Below are 16443 nucleotides of genomic sequence, written 5' to 3'. Positions count from 1 at the left end.
TTTTGAGGATGCGGTCGATAAGGAGGATGAGCGGTAAAAGCTATCCATTCTTCATCAGCCGGTCGGCCAACGCGGGCGAGAGCCGGTGGAGCAGCCGGAGCAGTTTGGTTTTCCCGATCCGGCTTTCGAACTGGTTCTTCCGAAAGTGGCGAATAAACTCATCCACCAATTGTTGGGGCGTGAGTTTACCCGTTCCCCGGCCGGCCGTCATGGGCGTATCGACCAGCGCCGGAATAATTTCGAAAACGTTTATGCCGGTTTTCTCAAGCTGATACCGCAGGGCTTTCGTGGTCGTGTGAATAGCGGCTTTGGTTCCGCAATAGACCGGTGCCGATTTTTTAGGCGCATAGATCAAACCGGATGACACCGTCACCAGAGCAGCCTCGGGGTGTTTCAATAAAACCGGCAGAAGGCCGTAGGTTAATTGCAGCGGGCTGGTCAGGTTAATCGTGATTTCGTCGCTGATTTTCTGATAACCATCCGATTCGGTTAGCCAATCGTACGGGTATTGAACCCCTGCATTGTTGATCAGCACATTGATGTCCGGAAAATCCTCCCGGCACCGCCGGATCAGGGCATTGACCTGCGTCGAATCAGCGAGATTGCAGGGAATGGTGTCGATGTCGGGCAATTGACTGCGGAGGTTGGCTAACTTGCCCGGATCGCTGGAAACCGCAATCAGCCGGTTGCCGAGTTCATAAAACCGCCTGACCAGTTCATACCCAATGCCCGAAGTGCCGCCGGTCAGCAGAATCGTATTGTTCGTAACTTTCATAGAATAGTCTGTCAATCGATGGTAAGTTACTGATAGAGAACGTACTATCGTATTTTTGTGCCGCCAAAACTACCGGACACGAAACGAAAAAAAAATGACATAGGTAAAGAAATCAGCGATGCGCAATTTTTCGGCGGATGCGGCTTAACTGCGTCGGGGTGACGCCCAGGTAGGAAGCAATGTGGTATTGCGGAATGCGTTGTTCGAGTCCGGGATAGTGTTGCTGGAAGAGTGCATAGCGGGTTTGGGCATCCAGCAAAACAAGTTCAATTTCTCTTTCTTCTTTCTGAACAAAAAACCGTTCTGCCAGCATCCGGGCCGCCCGTTCGAGATCGGGAGCGCTGTCATAAAGGGCCGAGAGGGCCGCAAAATCGGCTACCAGCAAGCGGCAGTTGGTCAGGGCCTGCTGCCAGATTTGGTTGGGTTTGCCGGTAATCAGTGAAGCATAACCACCCGCGAAGGAATCCGGGACGAAAAAATGCTTGTTGTATTCCGTCCCGTCCCGATTCCGGTAAAAGGCCCGGATAATGCCTTCCGTTAGAAAGCCAATCTGCGTGGCTTTATCCCCCTCTTCCAGAAAATACTGGCCTTTCGGCAACCGGATTTCCGAAAAAAGCGGTTCCACCCTTTGCCAGGTTTCGGGACGAAGGGGTGTGAGGGTGTTCAGGAAGGCTTTTAGGGTTTCCAAGAATTCACAGTGCCTAAACCGCATACCGGCCGGTAGCCGAGTAATGTTTTAGCTCGATGGTATCACCCGGCAACGGTTTGGTGTTCCAGTGGTGGTGAATCGCCAACGCCGATCCCAGTGCCGTCGCCTGCGCCATCGAAGCGGCAAACACTTCGGTTTGGGGGAAAGCCGATGCCAGTAAGTTCATATAAATCGGGTTTTTACTGAATCCACCATCCACAAAAATGCGCTTGACCGGCGAGTTTTCCAGCACCAGATTGGTGGAGATCAACTGTTGCGACACAATATCGAGCATCAACTGGTGATAGGCCTCTTCGTAGGACCGGAAAACCGACAAATCGCGGTGGCGGAACAACGATTCCTGGAGCGGGGGGGCTTTGACGCCCTCAAACCGGTTGTCGGAATTGGGACGCGATTCCCGCAAATACTGAATCAGTTCCGAATCATAATCGACCTGCTTGTACTGGTCGACCGGTGTCTGGAAATGGGCGGCAATTCGTTTGGTCTGCTGTTCGTGTTCATACCCGGCAAACAGACGCGACGCCTTGATCGGCTGGCCCTGGTAATGCAGGTAACACAGGCAATCGTACTGCAACTCCTCCGCCGTCAACGCGATGGTGTTAAACGGATTCAGGCTGATGGACCAGGTTCCGGTCGAAATCAGCACGAACGGTTCCTGGAAAGAGGCCAGGTAGGGGATCAAAGCCGCCGAACTGTCGTGCAAACCGACGCCAACCTTCAGCGGATGGTTCAGCCAGATGGCATTCAGAACACTGTCCGACGTGAAAATCGGCCCGAAAAGCTTGTCCAGTTCTTCGGCAATCACCCAATCGTGGTACTGATTTTTGTTGAAATCCCACAACATCGTGTGGCAGCCAATGCTGGTGACATCCGTCAAAACCTGTCCGGTAAACAGATAGCTCAAATATTGGGGTAAATGCAGCGAATACCAGATCCGGCGGAACAATTTCGGTTTGTCATACTTGATCCGGTACAGCATCAGTCCCGAATTCAGGCTGTCCAAAGCCGGGGACGCCGTCTGCATCGCCAGCGTCGTTTCGTCGCCGTACGTGTTGTAGAACTTCTGCCGGATTGCGGCCGGATATGGTTTTAGGTAATTATAGAGGTAGCCGATGGGGCGGCTTTCTTCATCCAGGTGGACAAAACTGGCTCCGTAGGTCGAAAAATTCAACGCCCGGATGTCGAACTCAGGTAACTGCAAGACCTCCCGCAGCAGGGTTTGCACCCAGGCCGTGAGCCGGGCAACGTCTTCGCACGGATCGCCATCGTCGTCCACGATTTCGTCAAACGGCTCCGATCGCTCCCACACGATTTCATACCGTTCGTTGAACAGAAACAGCTTTTTGTTCGTCTTCCCGACGTCGAAAATGGCAATAACGGGCGTTTTCATATTTAATGAGTGAATGAGTGAATGAGCGAATGAGTGAATAGAATCAAAGATCACGCTTTTAACGGCGGCAGCTATTTATTCACTCATTCGCTCATTCACTCATTCAAAATTGTTTTATAGTCCTGTGGCGATGGTTTTTAGGCCGCGTTCGCCGATGAGTTGCTGGCGGATGTTCAATTGCCGGAAGAGAGCCAGGGGTTGGATGGCACCACCCGCGCGCCGACGCGCTTCAGCCACCAGGGGCCGAACGTCGGTGCGGTAGGCTTCCTGCAAAATCTCCTGCGCCCGCACCACATCGTTGGCGTCGCGGGCTTCTTCCAGCGCCGTCCGATCGACCAGCAGCGCCTGCGCGTAGGCCAGTTGAATGGCTTCGACCGACTGCAACAGATCTTCCAGCGGATCTTTGACGTTGTGGCTCGCATCAATCATCCAACCCAAATCGGTTGCGTGATTCATGCCTTTGGCGTCCATACCTTCAATCAACTCATTGAAAATCAAGAACAATTGATACGGACGAATGCTGCCAACGGTCAAATCGTCGTCGCCGTATTTGGAGTCGTTGAAGTGAAAACCGCCCAGTTTGCCTTCCATCAACAGCAGCGAAACGATTTGCTCGATGTTGGCATTCGGCAGGTGGTGACCCAGATCGACCAGCGTATAGGCTTTCGGTCCGAGTTTATTGGCGAACAGCAACGAAGAACCCCAGTCGCCGACGGTCATCGAATAGAAATTGGGTTCGAAGGCTTTGTATTCGACGAAGACCTTCCAGTTGTCGGGCAAAGCCGCGTAGATTTCCTGCAAACTTTCCTGCGTACGCTCAAACGCTTTCCGAAAATTGAGCTGCCCCGGAAAACAGGAACCGTCTGATAACCAGACCGTCAACGAATTGGAACCCAGCGCCACACCGTGTTTAATAACCTCAATGTTGTGGTCGATGGCCTGTTGCCGAACCGCCCGGTCGACGTGCTGCAACGACCCGAACTTGTAGCTGTTTTCCTGACCGGGTTGATCCTGAAACGTGTTGGAATTCATGGCGTCGAACCGCAATCCGAAACTGGCCGCCAGGCTTTTGATGGCTTCGCCGTCCGTCGGAATGTCCCACGGAATGTGCAGCGAAATCGCCCCGCTCGACTGGTTGAGGGCGTGCAGCAGACCCACATCCTCAATTTTTTCTTCCAGCGAACGTGGTTCTCCTCCGCCCGGAAAACGCCCAAACCGGGTGCCGCCGGTGCCGAGCGCCCAACTCGGAATGGCAATCTGAAAATCAATTAGTTTTTCAATGATTTCCTCCGCGTTGGCGACTTCCTCGGTCCAGAACGACAGCTTGCGCTGGTGCGCTTCCAGGGCTTGCTGGTTATGATCGGCTATTTTATAGGCTTCGAGTTGCATGACAGGGTAGGGGTTTAAGGGAGTTGTTACACAGAGTTAAGCGGAGAAAAAAGGGAGTTAAGCAGAGAAATGAGAAAAAACTCCGCTTAACTCTTTTCAACTCTGCTTAACTCCGCGAAACAATTAACTTTTATCTCACAAATGCCATCGCCACACCGCCATCCACGTTCAACACGTTGCCCGTCGATTTGCTCAACAGTCCGCCGACGAAGGCGAAACAGGCATTCGCAATGTCGTCGGGCAGAATAATTTCGTTCAGCAAGGTACGTTTCGCGTAATACGCCGGCAGTTCTTCCACCTTCACGCCATAGGCTTTGGCCCGGCCTTCGGCCCAGGCACCTGCCCAGATTTTACTATCGGAAATCACCGCATCCGGGTTCACGACATTCACCCGAATGTGGTCTTTACCGAGTTCGGCGGCATTGAGTCGGCTCAGGTGCAATTGAGCCGCTTTCGCCGAACCGTAACCCGCATTGTTCGGGCCGGAAACCAGACCGTTTTTGCTGGCAATGTTGATGACGTCGCCCCCCAGTTTCTGCTTCCGCATGATCTCAACGCCCTTTTGGGTGACCAGAAACTGGCCTTTTACCAACACGTCATACAGTAGATCCCAATCTTTTTCGGTATGGTCTTCAATTGGTTTCGAGATCGACAGACCGGCGCAGTTCACCACGATATCCACCCCGCCGAACGCCAGCGCAGCCGCTTCAAACGCCTTGCTGATGGTTTCGGCACTGGTTACGTCGAGCGTTGCGGAGGTGTGCGTATCCCGACCGTATTGCTGGCGGAATTCCTCATCCGCGCCTTTCAGCCGGTCGGGGTCGTTGTCGTTGATGACCACCACCGCGCCTTCGGCCACAAACCGCTTCGCGATGGCTTTTCCGATTCCACCGGCGCTGCCCGTAATCAGCGCAATTTTGCCCGACAACGGTTTTGGCTTCGGCATCCGCTGCAATTTCGCTTCTTCCAGGAGCCAGTATTCAATGTCGAACGCTTCCTGACGTGGCAACGAGGTGTATTCCGAAATGGCTTCGGCCCCCTTCATCACGTTGATGGCGTTGGTATAAAACTCCGCTGCCACCCGCGCCGTTTGCTTGTCTTTCGCGAAGGCAAACATACCCACACCCGGCCACAGAAGGATCACCGGATTTTTATCGCGGATGCCCGGGCTGTTCGGGTGTTTGCAGGTTTCGTAATAGTCCTGATACATCGCCCGGTAGGCTTCATACGCCGGAGCCAGTTTTTCCTGAATCGCTGTGGTATCCGTCACATCCTCGTCCGGTTTCAGGTCGAGCACCAGCGGGCTGATTTTGGTCCGCAGGAAGTGGTCAGGGCAGGAGGTTCCGAGCGGAGCCAGCCGGTCCAGATCGTTGGAGTTGATGAATTCGAGCACACGCTCGTCGTCCGTAAAATGGCCGACCATCGACGTATGGTTGGAACAGAAACCGCGCAGAACCGGGGCCAGCGTGGCCGCCTGCTTCAACCGGGCGTCTTTTTCGAGGCTTTCAAGTTTGGCACCACCAAAAACCGGGCGGGTTTTGCCGTAGTTTTCTTCCAGATATTCCGCACATTTCTCAATCACTTCCAGCGTGTTGATATAGCTTTCGTAGGCCGTGTCGCCCCACGTAAACAAACCGTGTGAGCCCAGCATGATGCCCCGAATCCCCGGATTCTGCTCCAGGCATTCGGCCAGTTTCAGACCCAGGTCAAAGCCGGGACGCTGCCACTCGACCCAGCCAATGGTCCCATCGAACAGTTCCTGCGTAATTTTTTTGCCGTCTTTGGCAGCCGCAATCGCAATGGCCGCATCCGGGTGCAGGTGGTCGATGTGGGCAAAAGGCAGAAAACCGTGCAGGGGCGTATCGATTGAAGGTGCTTTGGAGGACAAATCGAAAATGCAGTGGTTGAACAGTTCCACCATCTCATCTTCAAACTCAATACCCCGGTAGACGTTTTTCAGACTCCGCAACCGATCGACGTAGAGTGCCGCCAAACCGCTTTTTTTGAGTGTACCAATGTCTCCGCCAGAACCTTTGATCCACATCACTTCCGTATCGTTGCCCGTCAGCGGGTCTTTGGCCATCACTTTGCAGGAGGTGTTCCCGCCACCGTAGTTGGTCAGCCGGAGGTCGGCACCTAACAGGTTAGAACGATAGATGAGGAGGGCTACTTCGTCACCGGCCAGTTGAGCGGCTTTGGCTTCGTCCCACAAGTAGCTTACATGACGAAACTCGTTCGCCTGCCGTGTTTTGTTCGTACTGAGCATATCGAATTGATGTCGGAACGCCGACGCGATTGAAACTTCAGAGCCTTAATTCTGTACTAAAAAGCGGTTTTAACCAAATTATACCCAAAGATAAACGCTTCCGACAGCCTTACTTTCATGTACTGTCCTATTTTGTGCCTGAAAAATGAATTTTCTGTCTGTCAACCCAGGCTTTTGAGACGACAATCCGCCAATTTAGCGCGTTTAAACTCTTTTCTGTTAATTGGGTTTTTTAAATAAAGAATATAAAACCGTATGTTGGCCGTAACACCCGTAACCATTCAGAAAATCAGTCAAAGCCATGAACCTCAGGAGCACAGCGATTTGCTGGCAGTGGAAGAACCGCTGGAAATTCGCCTGGGTTTCGGACCTGCCGACGACCGTCAGCAACGCAGTGTGGCCGTGACGATGCGGACGCCGGGCCACGATGAAGAACTGGCCCTGGGTTTTTTATTTACTGAAAATATACTTTCTACACCTTCCCAAATCATTTCCGTTCGACATTGTGTTACCGATTCGGAGAAAAAAGGCAATGTCCTGCGCGTTGAACTACAGCCGGACGTTAAAATCGACTGGCAGCGGCTCGAACGACACAGTTATACGGCTTCCAGTTGCGGGATTTGCGGAAAAACGTCCATTGAAGCCGTGCAAAGCGTTTGTCAAAAACCGCTTTCCGGCAATTTTGCGGTCGATTCGGAAATCATCCATACCTTACCGGAAAAACTGCGGGCTGCCCAGCGGACGTTTGCTTACACGGGAGGACTACACGCAGCGGCTTTGTTCGACGAAACCGGGCAGTTGCGGCTGGTTCGGGAAGACATCGGGCGGCACAACGCGCTGGACAAACTCATTGGCGCGGCTTTCTGGCAGGGTTGGTTGCCGCTGAGCCGGTTTGGGGTGATGGTCAGTGGTCGCGTTGCGTTCGAACTGGTGCAGAAATGCTGGATGGCGGGTGTTCCGCTGCTGGCCGCTGTGGGCGCGCCGTCGAGTCTGGCGGTGGAACTGGCGAACGAAGCCGGGATGACGCTGCTCGGTTTTGTCCGGGAAAACCGGTTTAATCAATATAATTAACCCTGTCAGCGCCGGGCCGTCGTTACGGTCGAAGATCCTGACAGCGGTTTGGTTAAAAACTGTAATGAAAGCCCCATAGTTGTAGTTATCACCTATTTGCCGCTGTCAGGGTCTTCGACCGCTGACAGGGCGGTAACAGAATAAATCATGAAACTTGCTCCTGATACCTTAACGAATCTGAAAATTACCAAACCGAAAGAAACTGCCGCCGGGCTGACCGCCGTTACGGTTTCATTTCAACACGTTTTCCGCCAGACGGAACTGGTGCGCGGCTGGAAAGCCCTGTATCAGCTTAATCAGAAAGACGGCTACGATTGCCCGAGTTGCGCCTGGCCCGATCCCGACGACCACCGCTCATCGATTGCGGAGTATTGTGAGAACGGTGCCAAAGCCGTCGCCGATGAAGTGATGACGAAACACACGGCGTCGCCGGTTCTGTTTCAGCGGTATTCGGTGGCTGACTTGCTGCAAAAAGACGATTTCTGGCTTGGTCAGCAGGGGCGGTTGACGCAGCCGCTGGTGATTCGGAAAGGGCAGACACACTACGAACCCATTGCCTGGAACGATGCCTTTCAACTCATTGCCGACCACCTGAACGCGCTCGGTTCGCCGGACGAAGCGGTTTTTTATACGTCGGGACGAACCAGCAACGAAGCGGCCTTTCTGTATCAGTTGTTTGTCCGGCAATATGGCACGAACAACATGCCGGATTGTTCCAACATGTGCCACGAATCGACCTCCGTTGCGCTGGCCGAAACCCTCGGGCTGGGCAAGGCGTCGATTGTCTACGAAGACCTGGAAAAAGCGGAGGTGATCATGATCATGGGTCAAAATCCCGGCACCAACGCCCCGCGAATGTTGACGCCCCTCGAACAGGCCAAGCGCAACGGCGCCACCATCATCGCCGTTAATCCGCTGGTGGAAACCGGTTTGCTGGCCTTCCAGTTTCCACAGAGTGTTCGCGATATGGTGCTGGGCGGACAAAAACTGACCGATCTCTACCTGCAAATCCGGATCAACTCCGACCTGGCTTTCCTGAAAGCCATCTGTAAACTGCTGCTGGAAGAGGAGAAGAAAACACCGGGCAAAGTCATTGATCATGCTTTTATTGAAAAGTATACGGCAGATTACCAGGCGTTTACCAGTAGTCTGGAACACTACGAACTGAGCGAGTTGGTGGGCCAGACCGGGTTGTCGCTGGCGGAGATTCAGCAGACGGTCGATATACTCAAACATAAAAAGAAGATCATCATCTGCTGGGCGATGGGGTTGACGCAACACCGCAATTCCGTCCAGACGATCAACGAAGTGATCAATGTGCTGTTGCTCAAGGGCAGCATTGGCATCGAAGGCGGAGGGGCGGCTCCCATTCGCGGGCACAGCAACGTGCAGGGCGACCGGACAATGGGCATCTGGGAACGTCCGAAACCGGAGTTTCTGGACAAACTGAAAACCGTCTTCGGGTTTGAACCCCCGCGCGAGCACGGTTTTAGCGTAGTCGAAGCGGTGAAAGCCATGCACGAAGGAGACGCCAAAGTGTTTTTCGGGATGGGCGGCAATTTCCTGATGGCGGTTTCCGATACCGATTACACCGCCGAGGCTCTGCAACGCTGCCGACTCACCGTTCAGGTGTCTACCAAGCTGAACCGCAGTCACTTGATTCATGGCGAAACGGCCTTGATCCTGCCGTGTCTGGCGCGTTCCGACCGGGATGCGCAGGCTTCGGGTGATCAATTTGTGACGACCGAAGCCACCACCGGCGTGGTGCAGCAGTCGCATGGCACACTGGAACCGGTTTCGAAACACCTGAAAAGTGAACCGGCAATTGTGGCTGAACTGGCCAAGGCGGTTTTCCAAAACCGCCCGAACACCATTGATTGGGACAAAGCGATTACCAATTACGATTATATCCGCGACCTGATCGAGCAAGTTGTTCCCGGTTTTGACAATTACAACGAGCGTGTCCGGAAACCGGGCGGTTTTTACCTGCCCAACGGCCCCCGCGAACGGAAGTTTCCGACCAAAGACGGCAAGGCGCACTTCTCCATCAATGTCCCCAGTCAAATCGCGCTGCAACCCGACGAACTGCTGCTGATGACGATCCGCAGCCACGACCAGTTCAACACGACGGTGTATGGCCGGGATGATCGCTACCGGGGCATTCACAACGAACGGCGCGTGGTGTTCATGCACGCCGACGACATCGCAAACCGGGGTTTGAAACCGCAGCAGGTCGTGAATCTGCAAAGCCGGTATGACGGAAAAATCCGCACCGCCGAGCGGTTTATCGTGGTTCCTTACAACATTCCGCGCGGTTGTACGGCGGCTTATTTTCCGGAAACCAACGTGCTGCTACCCATTGACCAATACGCCGAAGGGAGCCTGACGCCCACGTCGAAGTCGATTGTGATTACGGTATATCCTTCCTGAACCGAACTTCTTTCACTTCCATCAGGTCAACGACGGTCAGGCGGTTACGGAAAACAATATAGATATCGTGTTCACCCGTTACCGGTTTGATGGGCAGGGTTTTCTCCACCCACACTCTCCGCTTTCCGTTGGCGGGTGCATCCATTTCGCCCACTAACTCACCGGAAGGGCTGTCAATCCGGACTTCGATGCTGGTGCCTTTGGTTTCGGTGGCGAGGGTAAAGTCGATGGCGTGAATGCCGGTGAGGTCGAATTGGCGCATCATCACCCAGCCCGCTTTGTGAATATCGTACAGAATATCACTGCGTTGAAGTTCATAATGTGCATCAAAATCCTGGGCCGTCAGCACGGGCGGGCGCAGCACCACCGTCGACTGGCGGGTTAGCGGGCGGGCGGTTTTATTCCCTTTGTCGGTGTAGGTAGCCGTCAGTACATACGTCCCCTGAGCGGTCGGATCGGTGGAAAATTTGCCTTCGGCGGGTACTTTTTTCTCGGTTTTTTCGTCTGATAACGACAGGATATAGCGCACCATTTCGGAGGTTACCTCATCCGAAAGCTGCGGGTGGGCGCTCATGTTGGTCGGCCCCCACACGCCGGAACCACCTTTCAGAATCTTCTTGCTGAGTTGCTCGATGAGCGTCGGATCGGCTTTTTTCGGCTGGTATTTCACGGCAATCTCCCTAAAACTCGGCCCGACGGATTTGTCATTCAGGGCGTGGCAGGCTTTGCAGTCGTTCTCCTCGATCCAGGTGTAGCCACGTTGGTTGGGCAATTTCAGCTCGCCTTTCTCCGAAAGCGAAACGGTTTTTCGGGTGGGTAGATACGTCAGTTTCACCTGAATCCGGGCCGGATCGACGCGGCCATCTTCCGCATCTTCCACCTTCGTCCGGTACGAAACCGCCGGGCCATACAGCCGCCCCGGTTCGGCCAGTTCAATCGTTACTTTGGGCGGATTATTGCCCGCACTCACCACCGTTTCGGTTTCCGAACGCAGCCCCGCCCGGTCGCTGACCACCAGTTTGACACGGTAATTTCCCGGTTGCCGAAAGGTGTAGGAAAGGTCGGCGGCCGTCTGGCTGAGCGGTTTTCCGTTGATGAACCAGCGGTAGGTGAGTTGGTCGTTTTTGTCGTAGTCCAGCGAGTTTTTGGCCGAAAACTGAACCGGCAGCGGGACGGCCCCGGCTTCGGTCGTTTTTTCCAGCTTCGCCACCGGCGGACGGTTTCCGGCAATGTATTCAATCCGGACCAGGCGCGAATCGCTGTTTCCACCCCACAAGGCCCCAAATTCGATGAGGTAGAGGGCTCCATCCGGTCCGAATCGCATGGCAATCGGTTTGCGGAAGGCCGTGGAAGGCATGAACGATTCGATGGCTTTCAGGTTTTTCTGCTCATCGAACGACACGGTTTTTATCCAGTTCCGCATCCATTCCCCCAAAAACAATTTCCGGTCAAAATAGGCCGGGAATTTGATGGGGGAGGGGTTTTTCGGGTCAAAATAGTAAATCGGTCCGGCCACCAGCGTTCGCCCACCGGAGCCTAATTCCGGGTGTTCGGTCGATACATCGTAGGGATACGCCAGAAAAGCCGGCTGGGCCGGGGGCAAATCCCGCAAACCGGTGTTGTTCACCGAGGTGTTGATGGGATGTTGCGGATCAAACTGAAACAGGACGGAATCTTTCGTAAAATCCACCTTGGCATACGGTTCGTTGTTGCCGATAAACAACGGCCAGCCGTGGTTACCCGCTTTGCGGGCCTGATTCAGTTCGTCGTAGCCCCGGGGGCCGCGCGACTCCGTATCACTGGCATCGGGGCCAATTTCGCTCCAGTACACAAAATCCGTGTCCTGATCGACGGTCACTTTGAACGGATTCCGGCAGCCCATGACGTAAATTTCGGGCCGGGTCAGCGTGTCTTTGGAATCGGCAAACAGATTGCTTTTCGGAATGGTGTAGGTGCCGTCGGGTTCGGGATGAATCCGGAGAATCTTCCCGCGCAAATCGTGCGTATTGCCCGCCGAACGCTGGGCATCGAAGATTTCCCGGCCGGGCCGTTCGTCGAGCGGGGCAAAATTGGTGCCGAACGGATTGGTGTTGTCGCCGGTGGTCAGGTACAGATTTCCGTGTTGATCGAACGTCATGCCCCCGCCCGAGTGGCAGCATTCCCACGAATCGGGCACTTCCAGCATCATCTTTTCCGAACTTAGATCGAGCGAATCTCCCCGGAGCGTGAAGCGCGACAGCACGTTGACGTTCTTGCGGGTTTTCGGGGCATAGTACAAATACAGGTGACGGTTTTGCATAAATCCCGGATCGAGCGCAATGGCCTGTAGCGTGGCTTCCGACGGTTGCGGGTCGATTTTGCCAATCTGTTTATTCTCTTTGGTGGCAATCCGGTGAACATACAGTTCACCACGGTGACCAATGTAGTACACATCGCCATTCGGGGCAATGTCCAGTTCGATCAGGTCGCGGAGGTTGCCGGTGAGTTCCACTTTCCGAAACCGGTGTTCGTCGGGCACTTCGGTCGGGCGGTCCTGCCGAAAAGCAACCGATAACACACCAACCAGGATCAGTGGCAAAAAAAGACGGACTATTTTCATAGCGTGTTTAGGGACGACTCATTTATTCAAATGTAATTCAATCCGGTTTTGTTTTGGTATAGGCCCGTTCCATTCCTTACATTTGATTTTTAGCCTGATCAACACAACACCCTATGTCAACCGTATTATTGACCGGAGGAGCCGGTGGTCTGGGCCGCTCCATTACCCAACAGTTGCTGAACAGCGGCCATACCGTTATTGCCACCCTCGAACCGGGTGGACATACGCTCGATGCGCAGCCCAATCTGGTGACGCACGAGCTTGACCTGACCGACGAAGCGGGTTGTCAGGCTCTGGTTCAGAAGGTGGTGGCCGAACACGGTGGCATTGATGCGGCCATCCTGCTGGTGGGCGGTTTTGCGATGGGGTCGATCACCGATACCGATTTTGCCGCCATCGACCACCTGTTCCGGCTGAATTTTCAGACGACCTACCAGGTGGCCCGCCCGGTTTTTGAGCAGATGAGCCAACAGGCGAAGGGCGGACGGTTTGTGCTGATTGGTGCCCGCCCGGCCCTGGTTCCGTCGGCCGGGAAGAGCATGGTGGCCTATGCACTCTCGAAATCGCTGGTTATCCAGTTGTCCGAAATTCTCAATGCCGCCGGCAAAGACAAAAATATTATTTCGACGGTTTTGGTACCGAGCACCATCGACACGCCGACCAACCGCAAAGCCATGCCCGACGCCGATCCGGCCAACTGGGTAAAGCCCGAGGATATCGCCGAACTGATTGATTTTGTGGCCTTTGGCGCCGGAAAGATGCTGCGCGAATCGGTTTTGAAAGTGTACAACAAGGCCTAGAGAAACCGAAAAAACGGTTTGTCAATTGGTCCGCCGGATTTCATCATCGGAGCCGGTTCGCCGTTGCCGGGCGGCTTTTACCTGCTGGTTACCAAATGAATACGTCAGGTTGAGTAAAGCGATGCGCGTATCGAAGGTCAAAACGCCTTTCTGGTTGGCCATCGGCGTGTTGACGCTGGGTCGAAACCGGTTGGTATGAAACACATCCTGAACGCTGAATTTCAGTTTGAGATCCGACGAAACCGCTTTCTGAATACCGGTGTCCAGCGCCCCCAGCCAGGGCGACGTCCAGATGCCATTTACGGCGGGGGTGCTGACCCAGCCGTTGAGTTCCGCCGTCCAGCCGTGGCCCAGTGTGAAGGCATTGTTGCCGTTCAGTCGGCCCGCAACGTTCTCGATTTGCAGGATCGTGCCTTCGTAATTATACCGAAAGCGGTTGTAGTAGCCCAGCACATTGGTTTGCAGTTGCCAGCCTTTCATCACCGTTACCGGCCAGCTCAGGGTGGTGATGTACCCCTGCGAGCTGCCCAGATTCTCCATCGTGACGTACGTCTTATTCCCTTCGGTGGCGTGGATGGTGAAAAACATGAGGTCGGTGGTGTAATTGGCTCCCAGCGAGGTGAAAATCCCGTTTTTGAAGCTGAGTTTGCCCTCCAGCGCGTGTGTAAACTGGGGTTTCAGGTACGCATTGCCCTGGTTGTAGGCATACGGATCGACATACCCCCGTGCCGGATTCAGATTCTGGTAGTTCGGCCGGTCGATCCGGTAGCTATACGAAAAGGTCAGTGTCTGGTTGGGCGACAGCGCGCGCGACACGAACAGACTCGGGAACCACTTCAGGTAATCACGGGCGACGATCTGGTTCAGCGTCAGCGAATTGCCTTCCGAATGCGTATGCTCCGCCCGCAGGCCCGCCTGGATTTCGGTCTTCGGACCATCGCCACGGCCCAACTGCCCCGAGAAGCTGATGTACCCCGCATTCACCCGCTCGGTATACTGAAAATGGTTCGACAGGGCCGGATCCGGTACCAGGGCTCCGGCTGGGCCGCTGCTCAGGCGGAGGTCGTTATCGGTTTTTACGAAGGCACTTTTCAGACCCGTTTCCAGCTTCCAGCCGTTCGACAGCGTTCGGTTGTAGTCGGCTTTGAACGTCCGGATGTCCACCGTCGACGGCTGCGTAATCAGGAGCGCACCGGCGGGGGGCTGAACATCGCTATCGCTGGTCAAAACGAGGGTTTCCGTGAGCAGGCTGTTGGTATATTGCCGGGTAAAATGTCCCAGGTCGACATCCATCGTTAGTTGCCCTTTCTTTTCACCGAAAGTGTGCTGGAGGTTCAGATTACCGACCTGATTCTGACTCAGCACATCATAGGTTTTATGAGTCTGCATTTGTAGATAAACCGGCCCGCCCGCGCTTCGCCGGAAGGTGGCTCCGGCGGGTCCTTTTTCACGGTGATCGCTCCAGAAACCCGTCCAGACGACGCCGATGGTGGTTTTTGTAGTGGGTGAAAAATCGAGTCCGGCCTTGGCGTTCTGCCCCAGATCCCGAAACGTCAGGTGGGTGTACTGGCTGACCAGATTGCGCCGTAAGGCATCCGACGGGCTGGGGTCGGGCTGGTTGCGGTCGAGCTGAAGATCCCAGTAGTTACCGCCCCGGTTCAGGCTGTAATTGCCGAAGAGGTTCACCTTCTGCGTGCGGTGATTCAGTTGCAGGCTACCCCGCTCCCGGTCAAACCGACCCGAACCCCCGGCAACCGATACGGTTCCGTTTGTCCCCAGATTGCCGTTTTTCTTGAGCCGGATGTTGATGATGCCCGAATTGCCAGCCGCATCGTAGCGGGCCGAAGGGTTCGTAATCAGCTCAATTTTATCGATGTTGTCACTCGACATGCTCCGCAGGAGAGCGATGACGTCCTGGGCAGAAAGGTAGGTCTGTTTTCCGTCGACCTGCACGATGACGCCCTCTTTGCCCCGGAGCTGGAGTCGTTCGTTCTGGTAGTCGACCGTTACGCCCGGCGTTTTTTCCAGCACTTCCAGGGCCGAACTTCCACTGCCGACGATGCTGTTCGCTACGTTGATCACCATGCGGTCGATCTGTTGCTCGACAAACGGTTTTTTGGCCGTCACCTGCACCTCGGCCAGTTTGCTGCTTACCTCAGACAGCGTCAGGGTTGGCACCGTTATCGTGCCGGTGGTGACCTCCACCAAGGCCGAATGCGTTTTCTGGTAGCCAACCGCCGTCGCCCGAACCACGTACCGGCCGGTTCGCACGTTCTCGAAGGCATACAACCCCTGCTGATCGCTGGCGGTTCCTTTGGCCAGGCTCGAATCGATCGCGTTGAGCAGCGCCACGCTCGCAAACGGGAGCGGTTTGTCGGTTCCGTCGCGGATCATTCCGTTCAGGGTGGTTTGGCTATGCGATTCGGTGGCTGCCAGCAGAAAGAATCCGATCAGGCCGAGCATTGGTACCGAAAAGCCCGGGAACCGTTCACGAGTCCAGACGGATAAGTCGATACAGAAATGGCAGTGGAGCCTGGGTGATTTCCGGTTGTGATATAGCGTTGCCTTCATGATAAAAAGAGAGATGACTGTAGACTGAGTCGTTAAAAACAGACTGCAGGCAAACAGGATAGGATAGAGAAGAAAGCCGATACGAACTAGCAAATTCGTAAGTTTTAATCCTAAGTGTCTGATAATGTTATTACTATACGGTTTTGGGGTTTGTTGCAAAGTCCTGTCTAATCGCCCGGAAACCGGATTGGTTTTGGGATAATTCCTGTTTATTTTGAAACAATTCACCTTGACACATCAAGGCGCTATCTCGAATTTTGACGAAGGGACGGCCCCGATTCGGAGCGAAATGAAGTGGGATTCCGGCGAAACGGGAAAGCGAATGGTGAAAAGGAGCCGTTCCCGGCGGTTTGAGGGATCTCCAAATCTGCCGGAGACACAGGGCGTTTAATTCAACCGGCCGGAAAGCGGTTCTATTTCCAGTAATCCCTTGCTAATCAGGT

At 54.4% G+C, this 16443-nt stretch carries 10 protein-coding genes; 3 read left to right on the top strand and 7 right to left on the bottom strand.

The window, feature by feature from the left end; translation table 11 throughout:
• Positions 1-40: 40 nt before the first annotated feature.
• From DUE52_RS17880 to DUE52_RS17860, 5 genes are all read right to left on the bottom strand, one after another.
• The gene (locus DUE52_RS17880) at positions 41-775 is read right to left on the bottom strand and encodes an SDR family oxidoreductase (RefSeq protein ID WP_114407402.1); all 735 of its coding nucleotides are present in this window, start codon (positions 773-775) and stop codon (positions 41-43) included.
• A 112-nt stretch (positions 776-887) separates the two neighbouring features.
• Complete coding sequence (locus DUE52_RS17875) at positions 888-1463, bottom strand: Crp/Fnr family transcriptional regulator (RefSeq protein ID WP_114407455.1); 576 nt, start codon at positions 1461-1463, stop codon at positions 888-890.
• Between the two features lie 13 nt (positions 1464-1476).
• A complete protein-coding gene (locus tag DUE52_RS17870; protein ID WP_114407401.1) occupies positions 1477-2874 on the bottom strand; it encodes an FGGY-family carbohydrate kinase in 1398 nt (465 codons plus the stop codon).
• A gap of 114 nt (positions 2875-2988) precedes the next feature.
• The gene (locus tag DUE52_RS17865) at positions 2989-4263 is read right to left on the bottom strand and encodes a sugar isomerase (RefSeq protein ID WP_114407400.1); all 1275 of its coding nucleotides are present in this window, start codon (positions 4261-4263) and stop codon (positions 2989-2991) included.
• 130 nt (positions 4264-4393) lie between these two features.
• Positions 4394-6529, bottom strand: a complete 2136-nt coding sequence (locus DUE52_RS17860) for a bifunctional aldolase/short-chain dehydrogenase (protein WP_114407399.1) — start codon at positions 6527-6529, stop codon at positions 4394-4396.
• A gap of 255 nt (positions 6530-6784) precedes the next feature.
• On the opposite strand from DUE52_RS17860, the gene fdhD reads away from it, so the two are divergent.
• Positions 6785-7600 (top strand): formate dehydrogenase accessory sulfurtransferase FdhD, encoded by an 816-nt coding sequence (fdhD, locus tag DUE52_RS17855; protein WP_114407398.1) that lies wholly within the window; start codon positions 6785-6787, stop codon positions 7598-7600.
• Between the two features lie 147 nt (positions 7601-7747).
• Entirely contained in the window at positions 7748-10030 is a 2283-nt protein-coding gene (locus DUE52_RS17850; protein ID WP_114407397.1) for an FdhF/YdeP family oxidoreductase, read from the top strand.
• Here the strand turns inward: DUE52_RS17850 and DUE52_RS17845 are convergent.
• Positions 10011-12629, bottom strand: coding sequence for a PQQ-dependent sugar dehydrogenase (locus DUE52_RS17845; RefSeq protein WP_114407396.1), 2619 nt, complete (start codon positions 12627-12629; stop codon positions 10011-10013). The genes DUE52_RS17850 and DUE52_RS17845 overlap by 20 nt on opposite strands.
• Before the next feature lie 113 nt (positions 12630-12742).
• Between DUE52_RS17845 and DUE52_RS17840 the strand changes: the two genes are divergently transcribed.
• A complete protein-coding gene (locus DUE52_RS17840; RefSeq protein WP_114407395.1) occupies positions 12743-13429 on the top strand; it encodes an SDR family NAD(P)-dependent oxidoreductase in 687 nt (228 codons plus the stop codon).
• A 21-nt stretch (positions 13430-13450) separates the two neighbouring features.
• Here DUE52_RS17840 and DUE52_RS17835 read toward each other — a convergent pair whose 3' ends face one another.
• Positions 13451-16000 carry a TonB-dependent receptor gene (locus DUE52_RS17835; RefSeq protein ID WP_229312211.1) on the bottom strand — a complete coding sequence of 850 codons (2550 nt, stop codon included), beginning with the start codon at positions 15998-16000 and terminating at the stop codon, positions 13451-13453.
• Positions 16001-16443: the final 443 nt, after the last annotated feature.

It is taken from the genome of Larkinella punicea, from assembly GCF_003334855.1.
In the GTDB taxonomy this organism is placed as follows: Bacteria; Bacteroidota; Bacteroidia; order Cytophagales; family Spirosomataceae; genus Larkinella; species Larkinella punicea.
The sequence above is the reverse complement of the archived record's forward strand: the minus strand, read 5'-3'. Positions and strand labels throughout refer to the sequence as shown.